Below are 18,641 nucleotides of genomic sequence, written 5' to 3' on the forward strand. Positions count from 1 at the left end.
ACATCTTTTATCACTCCCGGGAGGTTTGTTGTTTGTGATGATTCAACATATCTTTCCCGGGTTTTAACTTTTCTATGCGGAGCATTTCATATAACTTAATTTAAACGACACCAATGTCATTTATATCACTGTATATAGGATTTTAACGAACTTGATGTCGTTAAAATCCTATATATCTTAATTAAATCAATAACTTCAAAATATCAAAACTTATCCAATGGACTTTCAATCTTCCCAATGTTTTTATTACTTACATGGGTATAAATTTCTGTTGTTTTTGTACTTTGATGACCAAGTAACTCTTGTATATAACGCAAATCCACTCCTCGTTCTAATAAATGAGTGGCAAAAGAATGCCTCAAACTATGAATTCCTACTTTCTTTTGTATTTTAGCTTTATAGCAAGCAGATTTAAAGATTCTTTGTACTGTTCTTTTACTTAGATGTGAATTAGAACACCTGCTGGGAAATAACCATTCCTTAGGTTTAGATAACTTATAGTATTTTCTTAATTGCTCTAAAGCAACTTTTGAAAGAATAGTATAGCGATCTTTTCTTCCCTTCCCCTGGTTGACCCTAATTAGCATTCGGTCACTATCAATATCTTCACATTTTAACTTTACTACCTCACTTACTCTTAATCCAGCAGAATAAGTTAAATAAAGAATAGTCTTATGCTTTTGATTATCTAAAGAATTTAATATTTTAAATACTTCTTCTTCACTCAAAACCTTAGGTAATGTTTTTTCATTATTAGGCCTGGTAATATTAAAACTAATATCACCCATTTTTAAAATTTCAGAAATAAAAAACTTTAATGCACTAATAGCTTGATTAACAAAGGAATGAGAAAAATTTTGCTTATCTAATAAAAACAAGATATACTTCTTAATTTCTTTCTCAGTAATTTCACTTAGATTTTGGCTTGTATAGTCTGCAAATTTTTTAATGTGAGATAGATAAACCTTGACTGTATTTGAACTATAACCCTGGATTTTTAACTCTTCTTCTACTTTAATTAAGATAATATCGTTTTCTTTATAATACTCAAATTGTATATCTAACTTTTCATCCTTAAATAGCTCTTGGATTTCTAATAACTTGTCCACATGATAAGGTAATCTCCAGACCTTGTTTTCATGATCCCACCTTCTGCCTCTAATTCTCTTTATCTTATTTACTCTTTCTTTAGTATAAGAAAAATCAACTATAATTTCTGCCCCTTCTCTTAGAATACAAATAGACATGAATTAACTCCTCTCCTAGCAAATATATAATTAACCGCTTACTAAACTTATAACCAATTCATATCCTTTGTATACAACAAAAACCATTAATACCACTATAATACTACATTTTATGCATAAATTCAAAGATATAAGAATCTATAAAATGATATTATTTGTAAATTGTCTTGATATACATTAGATTAATTAATTTTATTTAGAATACCTTTTCTTCATCTCATAAGGTTTAATAAATTTTTGATAATCATCTTTAGAAGTATCTGATAAGCTATCTTTTACTTTCTGATAATTAATAAATCTTTCTTCTAACCTTTTACAAACATCATCACAAACTAAACAATTATCTAAGCCTTGTTCCAAGACACATAAGCTTATTGAGCAACTTTTATCTATTATCCGTAAATCCTTATTTTGATTTAAACAACCATAACAATATATCTCTTCTGTGGGGATATTAAGCCCATAATATTTAGACAAGCCTTTACTAGCATCTCTTTGATCAGCTTTACTGTTGATATTCTTTCTATACGCTGAACAGAGATCACATCTATAACCACAATAACTTATCATTTTTTTCACAAAATTAATCCTCCTACTTTACTATTAATTCCTAACTCCTTTATTAAATAATATAATTATTAGAGAAGCTTTTATGACTAAATTAAAGTACTAATTTTAATATATCTAAACAACTTTAGCCACCATGAAGTGATCCCTTCATAGTGGCTAATTTATAATTATCCTTTAGTTTTATTATAAAGTTGAGTCAACTCAGTTTCAGCTAGAAATCCTTCAGCTGCTGAAGTAGCTCCAATCTTATAAGAAGCAAAAACTATAGCTTTCTTTAATGACTCATAAGGATCTCTACTTTGATTATAAAAATGAATAAAGGCAGAAAACAAAGCATCTCCAGCCCCAATAGTATTGACTATTTCTCTAGTTTTAACAGCAGGTATTCTCTCTACAAAATTATCTTTTCTAATAGCTAATAGAGCTCCCTGAGATCCCAAGCCAATTACTACTATCTCAGCTTTGAATTTATTGAAAATCTGATTAACCCAACCTTCAGGAGAAGTTGGCAATAGCTCATCACTCATAAAGAGAATATCAGCCGCCTCCATAAACTCCTTATTATAATCATCATTAAGATCAGAAATAGTATGGACATCAGTAGCAACTATCTTATCTAATTTAACTGCTTTTTTAAGAAAGGGCCTCGAAAAATTAATATTACACAAAGCAAGAATAGAAGATTCTTTAACCAACTTTTCAAAGATCTGTTCAGGATAATTACTTTCCTGAATATTCTTTAAATCAACATGAATCTGTCTTTTCCCTTGATCATCATAGATAATTATTGATTGAGGAGTAGATTTAAGACTATCAAGTACATAATCTCCAGCTATCCCCTCTTCCTCTAAAGTACTTATGATAGCTTTAGCTGATAAATCCTGGCCTATCATTGAAAGAAGGTTGACCTCATCGCCAAGGGCAGTCAAAGCTTTAGCAAGGTTATACCCTACTCCAGAAACAGTACTATTAACTCCAAAAAAAGGATAGTTAACTGGATTGTACTCCAAAGGAAATTCTTTTATCTTTAATGTTGTTTCAATATTTATTAGCCCTGAAACCAGAATTTTACTCATATTAACTCCTCCATTAATTATACTTGTTTATCCACTTTTGCACCTGTTCTTCAAAGGTTTCTTTATCTGGAAGTCCAGAATCAACAGCTTGATCAGCTTTACTAATCTTTCCTGTTTCTAAATATTCCTTCATCCCTTTAATATTTGCCCAATAATAAATCCCCCAATTAATCAAATCCCATTGTGGATCATAATCATTAAATTCATAATCTACATAAATCAATTCCTTATTAGAAACTACAAAATTAGTAGGAAAGTAATCGATATTCATCTTAGCCTCTTTCATTATTTTGAAGATTTTAAAGATCCTTTCTACCATAGCTTCACTTAATTGCTTCTTAGCAATCAACTCTGCTACAATTGGTCCATCAATGTATTCTTTAATTAGATATTCTTCTTCTAAATTATACTCTATTAATTGAGGCATCTTAATCAGATTTTTTAACCTTTTATAATCACTGATTTCACACTTTACTTTACTATCTTGAAAATCATAATATGGACAGGGTTCATCATGCATCTTCTTTAGAACATAGTTTTCATCACCATTTTCAATTAAATACGAATATCCTGATTTACCTTTGCCTAAAAACTTCTTAACAACAAATTCTTTTTCCCTAACTCTAACAACTTCTCCTATCACTTTAATTCCCTCCTATTTTTTATTAAGATCCTGTAGAACTATAAGCCCCTAAATTCCACAGCCAAATTCGATAAGCTAAAAGGGAAAACAAAAGAGCAAAAGGTATAATAATAAATGAATACCCAGATTTAAACCCATTAAGTAATGCTTCTACTGGATAAAAAGAAGCAAAAGCAAAAGGTATAATCCAAGTCAATAATATCCTAAAAAACTTATCGAAAATGTAGATTGGATATCTAGTAAACTCATTTAAATCATGAACCAACTCTATTAATGGAAATACCTTCACAAACCTAAAACTAAAAGAAGAAGTAATTAAATTAATTGAAGCATAAAGCAATCCTCCCATTAGAATAAAGATAACATAGATTACTAAAGTAAAGACGGTAAATTCAAAATTTAATTTAGCCACTGCATCTTTAACAATAAATAACCCTACCAACAAATTTCCTATCCCGTCTTCTTGCCATCGCTCTGCAATTAAATAAAATAGTGGGTTTAGTGGTTTAGTCAATAACCTATCCATCTCTCCATGTTGTACATACCTTTGAGGTAAAAGCCATAAGTTATCAAAAAAGATATGATTAATTGATTTTGCCAACAGAGCTGTACCATAGATTAATAATATATGCTCATAGCTATAACCCTTAATCTGAGTAACATTTTTAAATATAACCCAAATCATGGCTAGATTAGCTGCCTGTAAAGATATAGTAGAGATTACTCCGATTAGAAAATCAAATTTATATTGCATTAAGCTCTTAATATGGGCTCCTAACATCTTTAAGTAAACCTTTAAATATCGTTTCATTCATTACCCCCCTTGTACTACAAGCCTTTTTAATCCTAGCTTATAGTAAAAGTTTAGAATTAAATATAATAATATTGACCAAATAATTTGAATTACTAAAACTTTAATCAGAGCTAACCCTGAAATTTTCCCCAAATAAATAGACACTGGAGTATAAACAGTATTTTGCCAAGGCAGAATATAGATTATCTTCTCTAGCCAATCTGGCATAAATTCTAATGGAATCAAAGTTCCTGTTAAGAATAAATTAATTCCCATCATAGTAGTATAAACTCCCCATACATTAGTTGTATAAAAAGAAGTTAAACCAACAAATAACCACAAAAAATAAGAGATAAAACTGGCTAATAATACAGATATAACGGTGATTAATAAATGAAGCAAACTAGCTGGAGGCTGTAAATGAAAGAAATAAATCCCGATCATAATAAAAGGAACTAATGTCATAGCAAAAAATAAAGTCCCTGTTCCCATCTGCCAAAAATAAAATTTAAGAATTAAATTATAGGGCTTTACCAACTCCATTACTATATCACCACTTCTAATTAAATTGGCAATCTCACCCCAATGCCATCTAGGCAGTAAATTATTAATTAAAGTTGCTACTATTATATATGTAACCATACTTTCTAAAGTAAAGCCATGAATTTCACTTTGATTCTCAAAGATAGATCTCCACAAATAATAGTACATAAAGATTGCAATTAAAGCATTAATACCCCACATATAAAGCTCAAATTTATAAACCATACCTGTTTTAATTGCATTAGTAAAAGAAGATAGGTACTTTTTTCCTTTCATTAATTATCACTTCCTAAACTTTTATCTTCATATAATTGCTTGATCATCTGTTCTAAGGACATCTCTTCAATACTTACATCAACAACTTCAGCTTTTTCCATAATCTTAGTGATAATAGCAGCTGGCTTATACCTATTAGGAAAAATAATTTCCCAGGCTAAACCTTCTTTTCTCTTATTAATTTTAAACTCATCTTCATTAAATAACTCTACTATCGGAACAGCTTCTTTTAGTTCGACTTCCAAACGTGAGTTAGTGATAAATTCATCTTTTAACCCTATTAAATTACCATCATATAATATATTACCTTGATCAATAATAATAATTCGATCACATAACTCTTCAATATCATCCATATCATGAGTAGTTAGGATAACGGTTGTATTCTTCTCTTGATTAACCTGTTTTAAAAATCTTCGGATAGAATGTTTAACCATCACATCTAAGCCAATGGTAGGTTCATCTAAAAATACTACCTCTGGGTCATGTAATAAAGATGCTACTATATTTGCTTTCATCTTCATTCCCAAAGATAATTTACGTACCTGAATATCCATAATATCATCTAAACCAATCATCTCATCAAAAATCTCTAGATTTCTTTGATAAAGATCTTCTGGAATCTCATAGATATCTTTAAAAAGATCAAAACTCTCCTGTACAGAAATATCCCATAAAAGCTGATTTCTCTGACCAAAAACAACTCCTATATTAAAGGCATTCTCAATTCTATCCCTAAAAGGATCCAACCCATTCACCCTAACACTACCTGAAGTAGGTTGTAATACACCAGTTAGCATCTTAATAGTAGTAGATTTACCAGCACCATTAGGGCCAATATAACCTACCATTTCCCCTTTATTGATCTCTAAATTTATAGCATCAACCGCTTTAACCTCTTCATACTCTCTGCTAAATAGATTTTTTATTGCTCCTTTGAGACCTTTTTTCCCTCTTTGTACCTTATATGTTTTAACTAAATCACTTACTTTTATTATTGTTTCCATATATACCTCCCTATCTAAAGAATCATATATTTAAAAGAACCCCGCTTAATTGTAGCTACAATTAAGCGGGGTTCTTTTAAATAAACATTGCCCTTGAATTTTCCTCTTATACACTTATTATTCTTATACTTATATTATACAATTAAATTTCAAAAAATGCCAATATTTTTTATTATTAGTCAATTAAAACAATTTATTTCATTGTCTCTATTTTAGTATATATACAATTATATTTTACAATTAAAGTTTCTTATTAATATATACAGAATAATTAAATGAATTATGAAAGCAATTAACAGATAAAAATAGTAACTCTTATCTGTTTACTAGTTATTTATTCAAAAAATTAAAAGTAGGCCTATAAGTTAAGGCCTACCAACTTTTCTTATTGAAGTTTTCTGATAATTAATTATTATTATTCCTAAAGATACTAAAAGTAATGCAAGAAATATATTTATACTAACTGCCTCACCTGCTAATAGTAAACTAGAAAATAATACTCCACTTACTGGAACTACAAACTTATACATAGTTATATAGCCTAAGGGGTTATACTTAATTAAGGTATACCATAAAGCAAATCCAATAGCTGAAACCAAGGATAAATAGACTAATAATAATGGAGTAAAACCTACAAAATTTAAACTTGTAGGGCTTACCTTAAAAATTGAAATCAAAAATAAGATTATGGATCCCATTAACATCTGGTAAGCTGTTACTAACATTGGACTAATCTTAGTTGTGGCATTCTTAGCAATTACACTAGCTATAGTAGATACAATTGCCGAAGAAATTATAAAACCTTCTCCTAAGAGAGAAAAAGAAAAATCAAAACTACCTCTCTCTAGATTAACAATTATAACACCCACTAAGCCTATAATTAATCCACAACTTTTCTGTAAATTTAGCTTATCATCTTTATAAATAAAGTGAGCTATAATTACTGTTAGAAAGGTTCCCGTTGTCCCTAATATAGAAGCTTTCGTTCCAGTTGTATTAGCTAATCCATTGTAAAAGAAGAAATACTGCAAGGTGGTTTGAAATAACCCCAAAAATATTAGCAATTTTAGATCAGATAATTTCAACTTTAAACTACTACTTCCCTTTCTACAAAATTGATAACTTAATAATATTAAAGAAGCAATAAAAAAACGATAAGAAGCAAATAACATCTTTAAAAAATAATCATTCTTAGCAATTCTCAACTTTTGATAACTTATCTTCAAAGAAGGAAAAGCTGTCCCCCATAGTACACAAGCTAAAATTGCTAATACTGCTACTAAATACTTGTTAGTAAATATCTCTTTTTCTCTCATTTAATATTTCATCCTTTGTTTAGATTATTTTGATGATAAAAAATTCAGTTATCTTTTTCCAAATAGTTATTAAACTGATATAACTTATAACTTCAAGAACTTTTCAATATCTCTTTCTACAAATTCTAAAGAACTTCTCCAAAATGAAACTGAATTAACATCTATCTCAATTAAATCAGCTACTGTGGTTATATCATTTTTGGCAGTGGCAGTCAGAAATTTATTATATTCTGCTACAAATTCTTGACCTGACTTTAGGTACTTATTATAAATTCCTTTAGCAAATAATAAACCAAAAGCATAAGGAAAATTATAAAAATTCAATTCTGCAGAATAATAATGTGGCTTACATAACCACATATAAGGGTGTAAATAGTTAGCATCTAATCCTCTTCCATAAGCTTTTCTTTGAGCTTTTAGCATCAACTCTTTTAATTTATCAACTGACAAGGATGAATCCTTTCTTGCTCTAAATACTTCACTTTCAAATAAAAACCTACTATAGATATCTACTATTACTTGACCAGCATCAGAAATAGAAGTTTCTAATATAGCTAATGCTTCTTGATCCTTAGCAGTCTTTAAGGCTGCATCTTTAACTATAGTCTCACAAAAGATTGATGCTGTCTCTGCTAAAGGCATTGGATAATCACTATTAATTATACTTTCATCTTTTAGACAATGACCATGGTAACCATGACCTAATTCATGGGCTAATGTTAGAACATCACTTAAACTGCCCGTAAAATTGGCTAGAATTCTACTTTCTCTAATTGGATGAATATTACTACAAAAAGCCCCACCACGTTTTCCAGATCTAGGTTTAGCATCAATCCATCTATTTTCAAAAGCATTCTGAGCATAATCAGCTAATTCACCACTGAAGTTTCTAAAGTTATTAATGATAAAATTCTGAGCTTCTTCATAAGTAAAAGTCATATCCAAATCAGCAATTGGAGCAAATAGATCATAAAAAGGTAGCCCCCTCTTATGGCCTAATAACTCTCCTTTCTTTCTATAATAACAGTGAAAAATAGGTAGAGATTTTCTTATAGCCTTAAGCATAGCATCTAAAGTTTCTTGACTCATTTGAGAATTAATTAAAGTCTGATCCAAGGGAGCTTTATAACCTCTCATTTCAGATACTGTAAGTACTTCTCCTTTAATTCCATTTAAAGTAGCTGCGATAGAATCATCAATCTTTTCATAAGCACTTAGCTCTGCTTGGTAGGCTCTTTTTCTAATTTTGGCATCACTATCATAAGCAAGATTACGTACTATAGATAATGGAAGTTCTTTATCTTCACCTTCTAGATTAATCTCAACCATTAAAGTAGAAGTTAAAAGATTATAAAGCTTTTCCCAAGCTTTAGATCCTGTATTCTCCAGTTTAGAAATTAATAATTCTTCATCTTTGCTTAGTAGATACTTGCTCTTTTCTACTAAACTAGTGATAAAATATCTATGTTCGTTTAAGAGTTCTGATGAAGATATGATAGTTTCTAAATCTTCCAAAGAAGCAATCCATTTTTGAAATTGCACATAAGGGATTGTTAACTCTGTTTCATATTTCTCTAAACTCTCTATAATCTCCACTGCCTGATTATTTTTAGCCTCTACACTCAAAGTCAGTTCAGCAAAGTTACTTAATAAATCTAATAAACTATAAATATCACTTAAACTTCTGATAAATTCTTCTGCTTTAATAATAGCATTATCTTTATCCTTTAAGTTATCCTTAGCCCATAGAATTAATCTATCTATATTATCCTTTAGTCTTCTAAAGTCCCTTCTGAATTTCTTAGAATCAAAACTAGGATATAATTCTTTTAAACTCCATTTTAAATTCATCTTCTCACCTCTGTAAATAATTTATTATTTAGTTTATCTTATCATATCTTATTTATTATAGCCATTCTTTATTATAGTCATAATTGACTAAGTTAAAAATAACTAAATTACCTAAAAATAAAGACTAGCCTAAAAGCTAGTCTTAAAATTTTTCAAACTATAATCTGTAATTTATAATTGTTAATAGTTAATCTTCATTAACTTATCTCTCCTATAATCTCTATATTTAAATCTTTAGAAAGATCTATCTCTAAACCATTAAAATTTAACGCTCTAACTATTGGTCTTGACTTCATATCTTCATTAACTTTAATTACTACAGCTTCACATCCAATACTAAGCTTAACCTTAGTCCCAACAGGATAAGGTACAATCATCTTTAAAAATTCATCTAACAATTCTCTATCCATTTTATTTTCTGTAAAGGTAGTATAAAGGTACTCTATTACTTCTGAAACCTTAATAGAACTACGATAAACTCGATCATTGACCATAGCATCAAAGACATCAGAAATTGCTACAATTCGAGCATATTCATCTATGAAGCGTTTACTTATTCCCTTTGGGTAGCCAGAACCATCACATCTTTCATGATGCAAGTAAGCTATTCTAGCCGATATTTCTGGAACATCTTCTAACTTGCTTAAAATTTGATAACCATATGTAGTATGCTTTTTGGCCTCTTCAAACTCCTCAGATGTTAATTTACCTGGTTTATCTAATATTTCAGGTGGAACCATTGATTTGCCGATATCATGTAAAAAAGCTCCTAAACCCAATTCTAATAGTCTTTTTCGATTATAATCTAACTTTTTTCCAATAATTAAAGACAGTACAGTAACATTAGTTAAATGAAAAAATAATTCATCCTCTAATAACCTTATGTCCTTAATACAATTTAACAATGTAGTATTAGCAGTTGCTGTCTCAACAATCCTTTCAATTAATTTAAATAATTGTTTCTGATCTTTTTCATCTAATTTATTTTCGCCACAATTTATCTTTTTTATACATTCTTTAGCTATCATTACTGCTTCTTGTTTTATTTTTTCAGGGATAATTTCTATATCTTCTTCTGCTAAATTTACTCTATCATCTTCAATATAAACATGATTGATCTGTAATGACTTTAACTTATTAATATATTTCTCATTTAATTTTCTTCCAGCACCCAATAATAATTTACCATCAGAGTTATATATCTTCTTGGCTAATATATCACCTTTACTTAATTCTGAAACCTTAGCTAAATACATATAAGAACTCCCCCTTTATATCTATATCTTCTATTTTGAATGAGGATTCTCTGTTAGAGATTTATTAGAATATTTCTTATCTCCACTTCTGATTAATAGAAAATACATCGATTAATGTTATAATTATCTATACTTTCTATATATTTAATTATTCATAGCTTGAATTTTTCCTTCTTTTTCTATTAAATTTATTTATTGTTTATTTATTTAGTTAATATTTTGAAACCAATTATTATTCTTACATAAACTATAGTATCTAAGCAAAGATTAGCCTAATTAAATTTGAAGCTTTAATGAAAAATTGCCCCAAATATAAAAAGATCATATCTATGCATAGATATGATCAATAAACTTAAATACTATTATTTAATATTTATTACCGTTCATTCTTAAATCCCTGGGCCAACATAGTTGGATAAACCTTTGGGCAGTATACCTTCTGATAAAGTTTCATAGTGTTCACACTCCAATTAACCTCTTGCTCTCTACCGATCTCTTTCAAATATAATGACATTTCTTGATCATATTGATCTATTAATTGAGCTAGCTTATCTTTATTATATTCTTCATCATGTCTAAAGGCTTGTTGATCCATTCTAGGTTTGAGATTAGAAGTATCTGCTGGATAGCCAATTACTAGACCTGCAAAGGGATATGTATATTTAGGAAGTTTAAGAAGTTTAATCAATTCTGCCGGATCATTTCTAATTCCACCAATAGGTACAATTCCCAAATCTAATGACTCTGCTGCAGTAATAACATTTTGCATTGCTAATCCAACATCAACTGCAGCTACAGTGGTTGCTTCTACACTATCAGTAATTACTAAATCTTGACCTAACTTATCTGCTGCAATTTTAGCTTTATAAAAATCAGCCACAAATAAGAAGAAGACTGGGGCTTGTGCAATCCAAGGTTGTCTTCCTGCTAACTTAGCAATCTCTGATCTTCTATCTTTATCTTTGATCACAATTACACTTACCTGTTGGCCATTAATTGAGGTAGGAGCTGACTGAGCAACAGCTATTAACTCTTTAATAATCTCTTCAGAAATTTCTTTATCAATATAGCTTCTAATACTTCTATGACTTTTCATCACTTCAATTACTTGATTCATTTTGATCTCCTTTCTAAATATTAATATTCTAAACAGGTATCTAAGAATTTAAATTCTTAGATACCTGTGAATAGAAATTAAGTTTATAATCTGCAATTAATTCTTATTCTCCTTCTTTAATCTCTCAAATAAGATATTATTCTCAAGATGAATGTGTTGGAACAAATCTCCCTCTACTGCTTCAAATTTTTTATAAGTTAATTCAAAGGTCTTACAAGCTGAAGATGGCAGCTTATAATTATTAGTTAGTCTTCTAATCTCTTTTAATATATCTCCAGCCTGATCATGCTCTTCTTCTGTTTCATACATCACCTCAAAAACTTCCCTTAAATTGTCCTGTGACCGGTTCTTCTCATATTCTTTTATTACAGGGAATAAAAGCTTCTCTTCTTTGATTAAATGTTCTTCAATTTCTCCCCGTAATTGGTAAAATAATTTGTGAATCTTAGCTAATAATTCACCATGCTTAGTATAATGAGCAGATAAAATCCGATTTAATAGCTCATTTAACCTAGGCAACTCATCTCTCATAAATTGATGGTGAGTGTTAACAACATAATCTATAAGTTTAGTCATAGACTCTGTTCTCCAATCAATCTCTTCTTTATCTCTAAGCTTAAATTCTTTATAAGCATTATTTAATTTACTTAGTAGCTTTTTCTCATCTAAATTCTGATCTTTTATTGCTAAAGCTAATGGCCTATCTCCACCACAACAAAAATCTATATTATATTCCATAAGTATATCAGTGGACTTTGGAAATTCGGCAACAATCTCCCCAATTCTCATCTCACTAGTAAATAATTTTTCCATATCTTATCTTCCTCCTCTAATTATATATTTAGGCAATTAATAGATCTGCAACTAAATGAGCTGAATCTTTCAATTCTTTCTTTTCATATTCTCCTGGAGAAAACTTAACTCTAATTGGAAATCTTAGATTATCCATTCCAGTATTCTTAATCACATAAGAACTATCAACTACCTTTATATTTGTATCATTCAAGTAATCATTAATTACTTCTATTGCTTCTCCACTCCAACCATAAGAACCAAAGGCAACTCCAAATTTAGTGTTTAAGTCCATTTCTTTTAATTCCTTTAGTACTTCTTCTAACCCACCTACCAAATCCGCATATCGAGTTGAACTTCCAAAGAAGATTGCATCGGCTGCTTTTATTTCTTCTTTAATATCTTCAAGATTGCTATTATCTTTGACATTGATTACCTTACTTTCAATTTCTCTCTCTTCTAGTCCTAGTTTTAACTCTTTAGCAAGCTTTCTAGTATTTCCAGTCATAGATGAATAAAGGATTAGTGCCTGTTTATCTTCAGTAGTTGCTTTACTACTTTGCTCATAAATATCAATATATTTTTGAACATCTTCTCTTAAGATATATCCATGAGAAGGAGCAATCATATCTATCTTGAGGTCTCTTATCTTCTCAATCATATCTTGTACATATGGGCGATGAGGATGCATAATTAATTTATAATAAGTTTCAAAGTCTTCTATGATATCTTCATCTGCTAAATCATTAAACAGATCATAAGTTGCTACATGACTACTAAAGATATCACAAGGATATAAAATCTTATCCTCTATACAATAGGTAATCATTGTTTCTTCAGTATGAAGATATGGAGTTTCAAAGAAGACTAGAGTTTTTCCACCTATATCTAATTTATCACCATCTTTAACGATTAAGAACTCTCTATCATGCAAACGATACATCTCTTTTAACTCTTTAGCCCCTAATTCTGTAGTTACTATTATTGCATCCTTGGCTTTATTAGCTAGTGCAGGTAATCCTCCAGAATGATCTGGTTCTACATGATTAATTACAATATATTTTATCTCTGCTGGATCCATATACTCCTTAACATTATCTACAATCTTTCTTCCAAAACTAATATCTACAGTATCGATCACCGTTGCTTTATCTGTCTTTAATAAATAACTATTATAAGTTGTTCCTTTTTCTAAAATTAAGCGATGAAATGGTACCTTTCTATCGTCAACATAACCTACCCAATAAGAATTTTCAGCAATTTTAATTTCTTTATTCATTAGTAATTCCCCCTTCTTCTCTTAACTGTTAACTTAATTATAGATTACTTATCTAAATAAAGATGTGACTTCAATCAATTTAGATCAAATAATTTAAATGTTTTAAAGATATCCAAAAGGAAATAAGCTCAAACTATAATTAATAGCTGATAAAAAAAGCTTCTAGGACTAATTCCTAGAAGCTTTGCTCGAAATAATTTGTTAACTATATTCTTTTAGTTTATCTTTATCTATAATAACTATCTTCTTATTACCTACTAATTTAATAATACCCTCTTCTTCAAATTTCTTTAGCTTTCTACTGATAGTCTCTCGAGCCACACCAGTGTAATTTGACATATCTTCTCTAGTAATAGGAACCTTCATCTCAACACCCTTGGCAGTTTCTTGCCCATATTTATCCTCTAAATCTAATAATAAATTTGCTATTCTTACTTCTACTTCATTGGTTGCTAAATTCTGAGCCAAGGTCTCTAAATTAGATATTCGCTCTCCTAAAACCTCCATTATCTTCAATCCTATCTCTGGGTACTCTAAAACAATGCTTTTCATCTTATCTTTGGTTAGAGTACAGAGCTTAGCAGTAGTAATCGCTTCTGCATTAAAGTGATACTCTCCACCCTTTAACAGATTTAATTCTCCAAAAAAATCACCATCAGATAATATATGGAGTATCTGTTCCTTACCATCTTTTGTATATTTGAAGAGTTTAATTTGACCTTGATTAATTATATATAAAGTATTTCCTTCTAGTCCTTCAAAAAAGATATTATCTCCTTTATCATATTTTTCATGTCCAGTCATAGCAATTATCTCCATTAGCTCTTCTCTAGATAAATTTGCAAAGATAGGAACCTTTCTAGCACATAAGCGGTTTTTACAACTTTCGCAACTTCGAGACATTCTAACCCTCCTTAATAATCTAAACTCTAATTTATATAATTTAAAGTAAATTGATCAATATAATTGAAATTTCAATTTACATTATATCAAATAATCACCTAAACATCTATTTTATAAGGTAAATACTTGGTTATACAAATTAAAAGAATCCAGATATAAAGAGGATTTAATCTGAATAAACATAAAAAAACTAGAAAAGCAAAATGCTTTTCTAGTTATATAAACTCAGGAAATATATCCTTCAAAAAATCTTCCTGTAGATACATCTCTATCTTCTTAAAGGTATCCTCATTCTTTAATAAACGACCTGGTTTTTGATATTCAATCCAAGCCATCGCTGACCAAGAGATTCCTCTCATTGCTGAAAACTTATCAAATATCTTTAACGCTTCTTTAATCTCATCTCTCTTAGCTTCAGCAAAACCACGTTCTTCACAATAAGCTCTAATAAAGCAATCTCTATCCTCTTTAGACATCCGATAATCTGTCTTCCATAGAGTAGTAGTTGGAACCATAAAATGGCTCAAGTCCTGTAAGGGAGTAGAAAGAAGAGGTTTCTCCCAATCAACTAAGTAGAAATTATTATGCTTATCATCAATAATAAAATTACCTGAATTGACCTCAGTATTAACAATAGATAAAGCTAACAACTCTAAGATACTACTTTCTTGATGACGTAATTGATCTAAACCCTTTAACATTTTCTCTAAAAATAATTTAATTTCAGCTTTGCCCAAACTAGAGTCAAGATAAGTAGGGATTAACTGCTTACACTCTTCCCAAATTCCTGATAAAGGTTTCTTTTCTATAATCAAATCATGATCTTTAGGAATCTCTACATTATGTACTTTAGCCAAAACCTTAGCAGCTTTAACTAAATCTTCTTCATAAATAAGGCTTCTTCCTGGCAGATACTCCATTACTAACATGCCTAAAGGTAAATCTCTACAACTATCATCCAAAAATAAAGGATTAGGTGTAACTGTAGAACTCTTTAAATTCTCTAAAGCCTGGTACTCATACTTAATCTGATTATCTAAATGCATTTGACTTCCGGTATTTAAACGTAAAACATACTTCTTGAACTGATCTTCTAATAAAAAATTGAGATTATACTCCCCCTGAGCTAGAAAAGAGACTTTAGGATTCCCTGCTAACCCCAGATCTTTTTTGAAATTTTCTTGCTTTATATAGTTCTTCACCTGCTCTAATAGCTCTTTTTTGCTTAGCGTGTTACTGGACATAAATAAGTTCCTCCTAACTTATTCTCTGATCCAAATAGTTCTTTGGTAAATTTGGCAGTAGCCTTAGGATACAGCTCCCAATTACCCTCTACTAATAGCCTCTGATATAACTCTAATAACTCTTGATATAGATCAATATCAGCACACTGATCAACTAAGCTATATTGAAGATTACTTTCTTTTTGAATCAATTCTATTGTAGCTTCCAATACTTCATCTTTCCCCCACACCAAGTCATCAAAAAGAAATCTTTTTGCTTCTCTAGTTCCCATTAGATAGTATCCTCCATCAAAAGAAGGTCCTAATACTATATCATCTTGCAACAATCTATCTATTGCTTTTAAAATATTATTTGGCTGTAAAGCTGGTAGATCACTACCCATGATAATTTGACGATCATTACCATCTTCATAAGCATAATTTAAGGCATTATACATCTTCTCACCCAAATCATTCCCCTCTTGAGCAAAAAAATTAAACTCTTTAGGTATCAAACTCTCCAAAATACTTTCTTTGCCTGAAGGAGTATAAGCTAAATATAACTTAACATCTTGGCGCATCTTGCTAACCTTAGTCAACATCTTAGTTATATCCTTTAAAAAAGCCTTATGAAGTTCTGCACATTCTTGAGGTGATAAGTGGCTTTGTAATCTAGTTTTAGTCTTTCCAGGAATAGGTATACGGCTCATTAGAACAATTCCAACTGACATAATAAACACCTCCAATTTTTTAATGACGAGTAACAAGTGGCCGGTAACGAGCAAAAGTCTAACTATGAGGTTTAGCCTGTAGCAGTCGAAACTACCTATAAACTACCACAGTTTAAAACCATGTGGCTTAGGGTTAATTTAAAACTCTCTTATGCTTATTAATGATTACTCATCACTGCATCACCTTGCATTTCTATAAATCTGATTCAGTTTAGCTGGACTAACACCTAAGATATAAAGCAACTTGATCTTATGCATTAAAAAGATAGTCTTCCAAATTCCGAATTTGTGCCACCTTCTAGCTGAAGTATATATTTTATTAGGCAAATAATCTAGCTTACCTCTTTTAGACATTTTTTTAGAAAACTCCCAGTCCTCCATCAACTCTATCTCAGGGTAACCACCTAGCTCTGCAAATATTTCTCTTCTAACAAAGATTCCTTGGTCACCAAAGGCTAACTTCAGATACTTAGCTCGTAAGTTAGAGGTCCAAGAAATAAAACCTAAAACCCAAGAATTATCATCTATCTTCAAAGAAAAATTTCCACCAATTATCTTCTCATCTTTTATAGCATCTTGAATAGCTAAAATAGCACCTTCTTCTAACCTTGAATCACTATGCAAAAAAAGAATCACATCACCTTCAGCAAGCTCAGCACCTACATTCATTTGGTGACCTCTTCCCTTAGTAGTCTGACAGACTTTAGCAGTAAAATTTTGCGCTAGATTATAGGTATTATCTTCACTTCCTCCATCTACAACAATAATCTCTTTATTACCTGATAAGCCCTGAACATGCTCTAAAGTTTCAATAATAGTACTCTCTTCATTAAGTACTGGGATAACCACCGATACTAAGCTCATCCTTCCCCCTCCATAAACCAAATATTTTCTAGAGCAATGATTACTTTAACCTCTTCTCCAACTTCAAAAGATTTTTTAGGTAATTCAGTAACCTCCAAAATATCAGATCCTATATCAACTTGATAATAAATCTTATCGCCAACAAAATGTTCTTCTACTACACTTCCACTAAACTCTAAAGTTTCTTTATTTCCCTCTATTTCCATACTTTCAAGTTCAATAAATTCAGGTCTAATCATTGCAACTATTGATTTTCCTGACCTTAATTTAAGAGCAAGCTTATCCTTTTCACTAATCAGAGTAGAAACTCCATTAAAGATAAAGTTATTACCTTCTAGTTCTACCTTTAAATAATTGGCTTTTCCAAAGAAATCAGAGACAAATCTAGTTTTAGGTTTGGTATATAGCTCTTTAGCTTTGCCATACTGTTCGATCTTTCCCTGATTCATTACAGCAATCTGATCAGCCATCAGCATAGCTTCATCACGGTCATGAGTTACAAAAATAGTAGTCATCTCTTCTTCTAGGTGTAAATTCCGAATAAAGTTCTGCATATCCTCACGTAAGTTAGCATCTAAATTAGAAAAGGGCTCATCTAATAATAATACCTGCGGGTTAATTGCTAAAGCTCTAGCTAAAGCCACCCGTTGCTTCTGCCCCCCTGATAAATCATTGGGTGAATAATCAGCATAAGCAGTTAAACCTACTAATTCTAACAATTCACTAACTCTCTGCTTTCGAGTCTTCTTATCAATCCCTCTCATCTTTAAGCCAAAAGCAATATTCTGGCCTACACTCATATGGGGGAATAATAGATAATTCTGAAATACTAAGACAGCTCCACGCTCTTTGGTAGGCATATCTAGTACACTCTGATTATCAAAGAATAAATCTCCATTATCTGCCTCTAATAATCCTGCAATAATGTTCAAAGTAGTCGTCTTACCACAGCCAGAAGGTCCTAATAAAGCCACTAACTCTCCATCATTAACAGTTAAATTTAATGAATCAATCACTGATTTATCTTCAAAACTTTTGCTTAGATTCTGTAGTTCTATCTCTGCCATGTTAATTACTCCCCCTCTTGCTAATTAAGAATTTATAATTGATAATTGATAATTAAGAATTGATAATTGATAATTGATAATTAAAAT

The 18,641-nt window shown here is 30.3% G+C and carries 18 protein-coding genes; all 18 read right to left on the minus strand.

Going from position 1 to position 18,641, the window contains the following annotated elements:
* Positions 1–203: 203 nt before the first annotated feature.
* Positions 204–1,247: a site-specific tyrosine recombinase/integron integrase gene (gene xerA, locus OREMA_RS0112205; protein ID WP_018249547.1), complete on the minus strand. Its 1,044-nt coding sequence runs from the start codon at positions 1,245–1,247 to the stop codon at positions 204–206.
* Positions 1,248–1,439: 192 nt separating this feature from the next.
* A complete protein-coding gene (locus tag OREMA_RS0112210) occupies positions 1,440–1,817 on the minus strand; it encodes a DUF3795 domain-containing protein (protein ID WP_244871505.1) in 378 nt (125 codons plus the stop codon).
* 167 nt (positions 1,818–1,984) lie between these two features.
* Positions 1,985–2,893 carry a carbohydrate kinase family protein gene (locus tag OREMA_RS0112215; RefSeq protein ID WP_018249549.1) on the minus strand — a complete coding sequence of 303 codons (909 nt, stop codon included), beginning with the start codon at positions 2,891–2,893 and terminating at the stop codon, positions 1,985–1,987.
* Positions 2,894–2,906: 13 nt separating this feature from the next.
* Complete coding sequence (locus tag OREMA_RS17750; RefSeq protein WP_018249550.1) at positions 2,907–3,536, minus strand: protein kinase family protein; 630 nt, start codon at positions 3,534–3,536, stop codon at positions 2,907–2,909.
* A gap of 22 nt (positions 3,537–3,558) precedes the next feature.
* Positions 3,559–4,347, minus strand: a complete 789-nt coding sequence (locus OREMA_RS0112225) for an ABC transporter permease (protein WP_018249551.1) — start codon at positions 4,345–4,347, stop codon at positions 3,559–3,561.
* Positions 4,348–4,350: 3 nt separating this feature from the next.
* Entirely contained in the window at positions 4,351–5,148 is a 798-nt protein-coding gene (locus OREMA_RS0112230) for an ABC transporter permease (protein ID WP_018249552.1), read from the minus strand.
* On the minus strand, positions 5,148–6,155 hold the full coding sequence (locus tag OREMA_RS0112235; protein ID WP_018249553.1) for an ABC transporter ATP-binding protein: 1,008 nt from the start codon (positions 6,153–6,155) through the stop codon (positions 5,148–5,150). The genes OREMA_RS0112230 and OREMA_RS0112235 overlap by 1 nt, the downstream gene beginning before the upstream one ends.
* 365 nt (positions 6,156–6,520) lie before the next feature.
* Entirely contained in the window at positions 6,521–7,471 is a 951-nt protein-coding gene (locus OREMA_RS0112240) for a DMT family transporter (RefSeq protein WP_018249554.1), read from the minus strand.
* Between the two features lie 84 nt (positions 7,472–7,555).
* Positions 7,556–9,322 (minus strand): M3 family oligoendopeptidase, encoded by a 1,767-nt coding sequence (locus tag OREMA_RS0112245; RefSeq protein ID WP_018249555.1) that lies wholly within the window; start codon positions 9,320–9,322, stop codon positions 7,556–7,558.
* A 197-nt stretch (positions 9,323–9,519) separates the two neighbouring features.
* Positions 9,520–10,578: an HD-GYP domain-containing protein gene (locus OREMA_RS0112250; RefSeq protein WP_018249556.1), complete on the minus strand. Its 1,059-nt coding sequence runs from the start codon at positions 10,576–10,578 to the stop codon at positions 9,520–9,522.
* Between the two features lie 376 nt (positions 10,579–10,954).
* Positions 10,955–11,695, minus strand: a complete 741-nt coding sequence (locus OREMA_RS0112255; RefSeq protein ID WP_018249557.1) for an NADPH-dependent oxidoreductase — start codon at positions 11,693–11,695, stop codon at positions 10,955–10,957.
* A gap of 96 nt (positions 11,696–11,791) precedes the next feature.
* Positions 11,792–12,508 carry an iron-sulfur cluster repair di-iron protein gene (gene ric, locus OREMA_RS0112260; protein ID WP_018249558.1) on the minus strand — a complete coding sequence of 239 codons (717 nt, stop codon included), beginning with the start codon at positions 12,506–12,508 and terminating at the stop codon, positions 11,792–11,794.
* 28 nt (positions 12,509–12,536) lie between these two features.
* Complete coding sequence (locus tag OREMA_RS0112265; RefSeq protein WP_018249559.1) at positions 12,537–13,766, minus strand: FprA family A-type flavoprotein; 1,230 nt, start codon at positions 13,764–13,766, stop codon at positions 12,537–12,539.
* A gap of 201 nt (positions 13,767–13,967) precedes the next feature.
* On the minus strand, positions 13,968–14,669 hold the full coding sequence (locus OREMA_RS0112270; protein WP_018249560.1) for a Crp/Fnr family transcriptional regulator: 702 nt from the start codon (positions 14,667–14,669) through the stop codon (positions 13,968–13,970).
* Between the two features lie 215 nt (positions 14,670–14,884).
* A complete protein-coding gene (locus OREMA_RS0112275) occupies positions 14,885–15,913 on the minus strand; it encodes an aminoglycoside phosphotransferase family protein (protein ID WP_018249561.1) in 1,029 nt (342 codons plus the stop codon).
* The gene (locus tag OREMA_RS0112280) at positions 15,895–16,623 is read right to left on the minus strand and encodes a TIGR04282 family arsenosugar biosynthesis glycosyltransferase (protein WP_018249562.1); all 729 of its coding nucleotides are present in this window, start codon (positions 16,621–16,623) and stop codon (positions 15,895–15,897) included. The genes OREMA_RS0112275 and OREMA_RS0112280 overlap by 19 nt, the downstream gene beginning before the upstream one ends.
* Before the next feature lie 180 nt (positions 16,624–16,803).
* Complete coding sequence (locus OREMA_RS0112285; RefSeq protein ID WP_018249563.1) at positions 16,804–17,487, minus strand: TIGR04283 family arsenosugar biosynthesis glycosyltransferase; 684 nt, start codon at positions 17,485–17,487, stop codon at positions 16,804–16,806.
* Positions 17,484–18,554, minus strand: coding sequence for an ABC transporter ATP-binding protein (locus OREMA_RS0112290; RefSeq protein WP_018249564.1), 1,071 nt, complete (start codon positions 18,552–18,554; stop codon positions 17,484–17,486). The genes OREMA_RS0112285 and OREMA_RS0112290 overlap by 4 nt, the downstream gene beginning before the upstream one ends.
* Positions 18,555–18,641 lie beyond the last annotated feature (87 nt).

Origin of the sequence: Orenia marismortui DSM 5156 (genome assembly GCF_000379025.1) — a bacterium.
GTDB lineage: Bacteria > Bacillota > Halanaerobiia > Halobacteroidales > Halobacteroidaceae > Orenia > Orenia marismortui.

Coding starts and splice junctions, on each gene's coding strand:
- xerA (WP_018249547.1), bottom strand. CDS start 1,247: ATGTCTATTTGTATTCTAAGAGAAGGGGCAGAAATTATAGTTGATTTT.
- OREMA_RS0112225 (WP_018249551.1), bottom strand. CDS start 4,347: ATGAAACGATATTTAAAGGTTTACTTAAAGATGTTAGGAGCCCATATT.
- ric (WP_018249558.1), bottom strand. CDS start 12,508: ATGGAAAAATTATTTACTAGTGAGATGAGAATTGGGGAGATTGTTGCC.
- OREMA_RS0112215 (WP_018249549.1), bottom strand. CDS start 2,893: ATGAGTAAAATTCTGGTTTCAGGGCTAATAAATATTGAAACAACATTA.
- OREMA_RS0112285 (WP_018249563.1), bottom strand. CDS start 17,487: ATGAGCTTAGTATCGGTGGTTATCCCAGTACTTAATGAAGAGAGTACT.
- OREMA_RS0112245 (WP_018249555.1), bottom strand. CDS start 9,322: ATGAATTTAAAATGGAGTTTAAAAGAATTATATCCTAGTTTTGATTCT.
- OREMA_RS0112250 (WP_018249556.1), bottom strand. CDS start 10,578: ATGTATTTAGCTAAGGTTTCAGAATTAAGTAAAGGTGATATATTAGCC.
- OREMA_RS0112240 (WP_018249554.1), bottom strand. CDS start 7,471: ATGAGAGAAAAAGAGATATTTACTAACAAGTATTTAGTAGCAGTATTA.
- OREMA_RS0112230 (WP_018249552.1), bottom strand. CDS start 5,148: ATGAAAGGAAAAAAGTACCTATCTTCTTTTACTAATGCAATTAAAACA.
- OREMA_RS0112280 (WP_018249562.1), bottom strand. CDS start 16,623: ATGTCAGTTGGAATTGTTCTAATGAGCCGTATACCTATTCCTGGAAAG.
- OREMA_RS0112235 (WP_018249553.1), bottom strand. CDS start 6,155: ATGGAAACAATAATAAAAGTAAGTGATTTAGTTAAAACATATAAGGTA.
- OREMA_RS0112255 (WP_018249557.1), bottom strand. CDS start 11,695: ATGAATCAAGTAATTGAAGTGATGAAAAGTCATAGAAGTATTAGAAGC.
- OREMA_RS0112275 (WP_018249561.1), bottom strand. CDS start 15,913: ATGTCCAGTAACACGCTAAGCAAAAAAGAGCTATTAGAGCAGGTGAAG.
- OREMA_RS0112270 (WP_018249560.1), bottom strand. CDS start 14,669: ATGTCTCGAAGTTGCGAAAGTTGTAAAAACCGCTTATGTGCTAGAAAG.
- OREMA_RS0112210 (WP_244871505.1), bottom strand. CDS start 1,817: ATGATAAGTTATTGTGGTTATAGATGTGATCTCTGTTCAGCGTATAGA.
- OREMA_RS0112265 (WP_018249559.1), bottom strand. CDS start 13,766: ATGAATAAAGAAATTAAAATTGCTGAAAATTCTTATTGGGTAGGTTAT.
- OREMA_RS0112290 (WP_018249564.1), bottom strand. CDS start 18,554: ATGGCAGAGATAGAACTACAGAATCTAAGCAAAAGTTTTGAAGATAAA.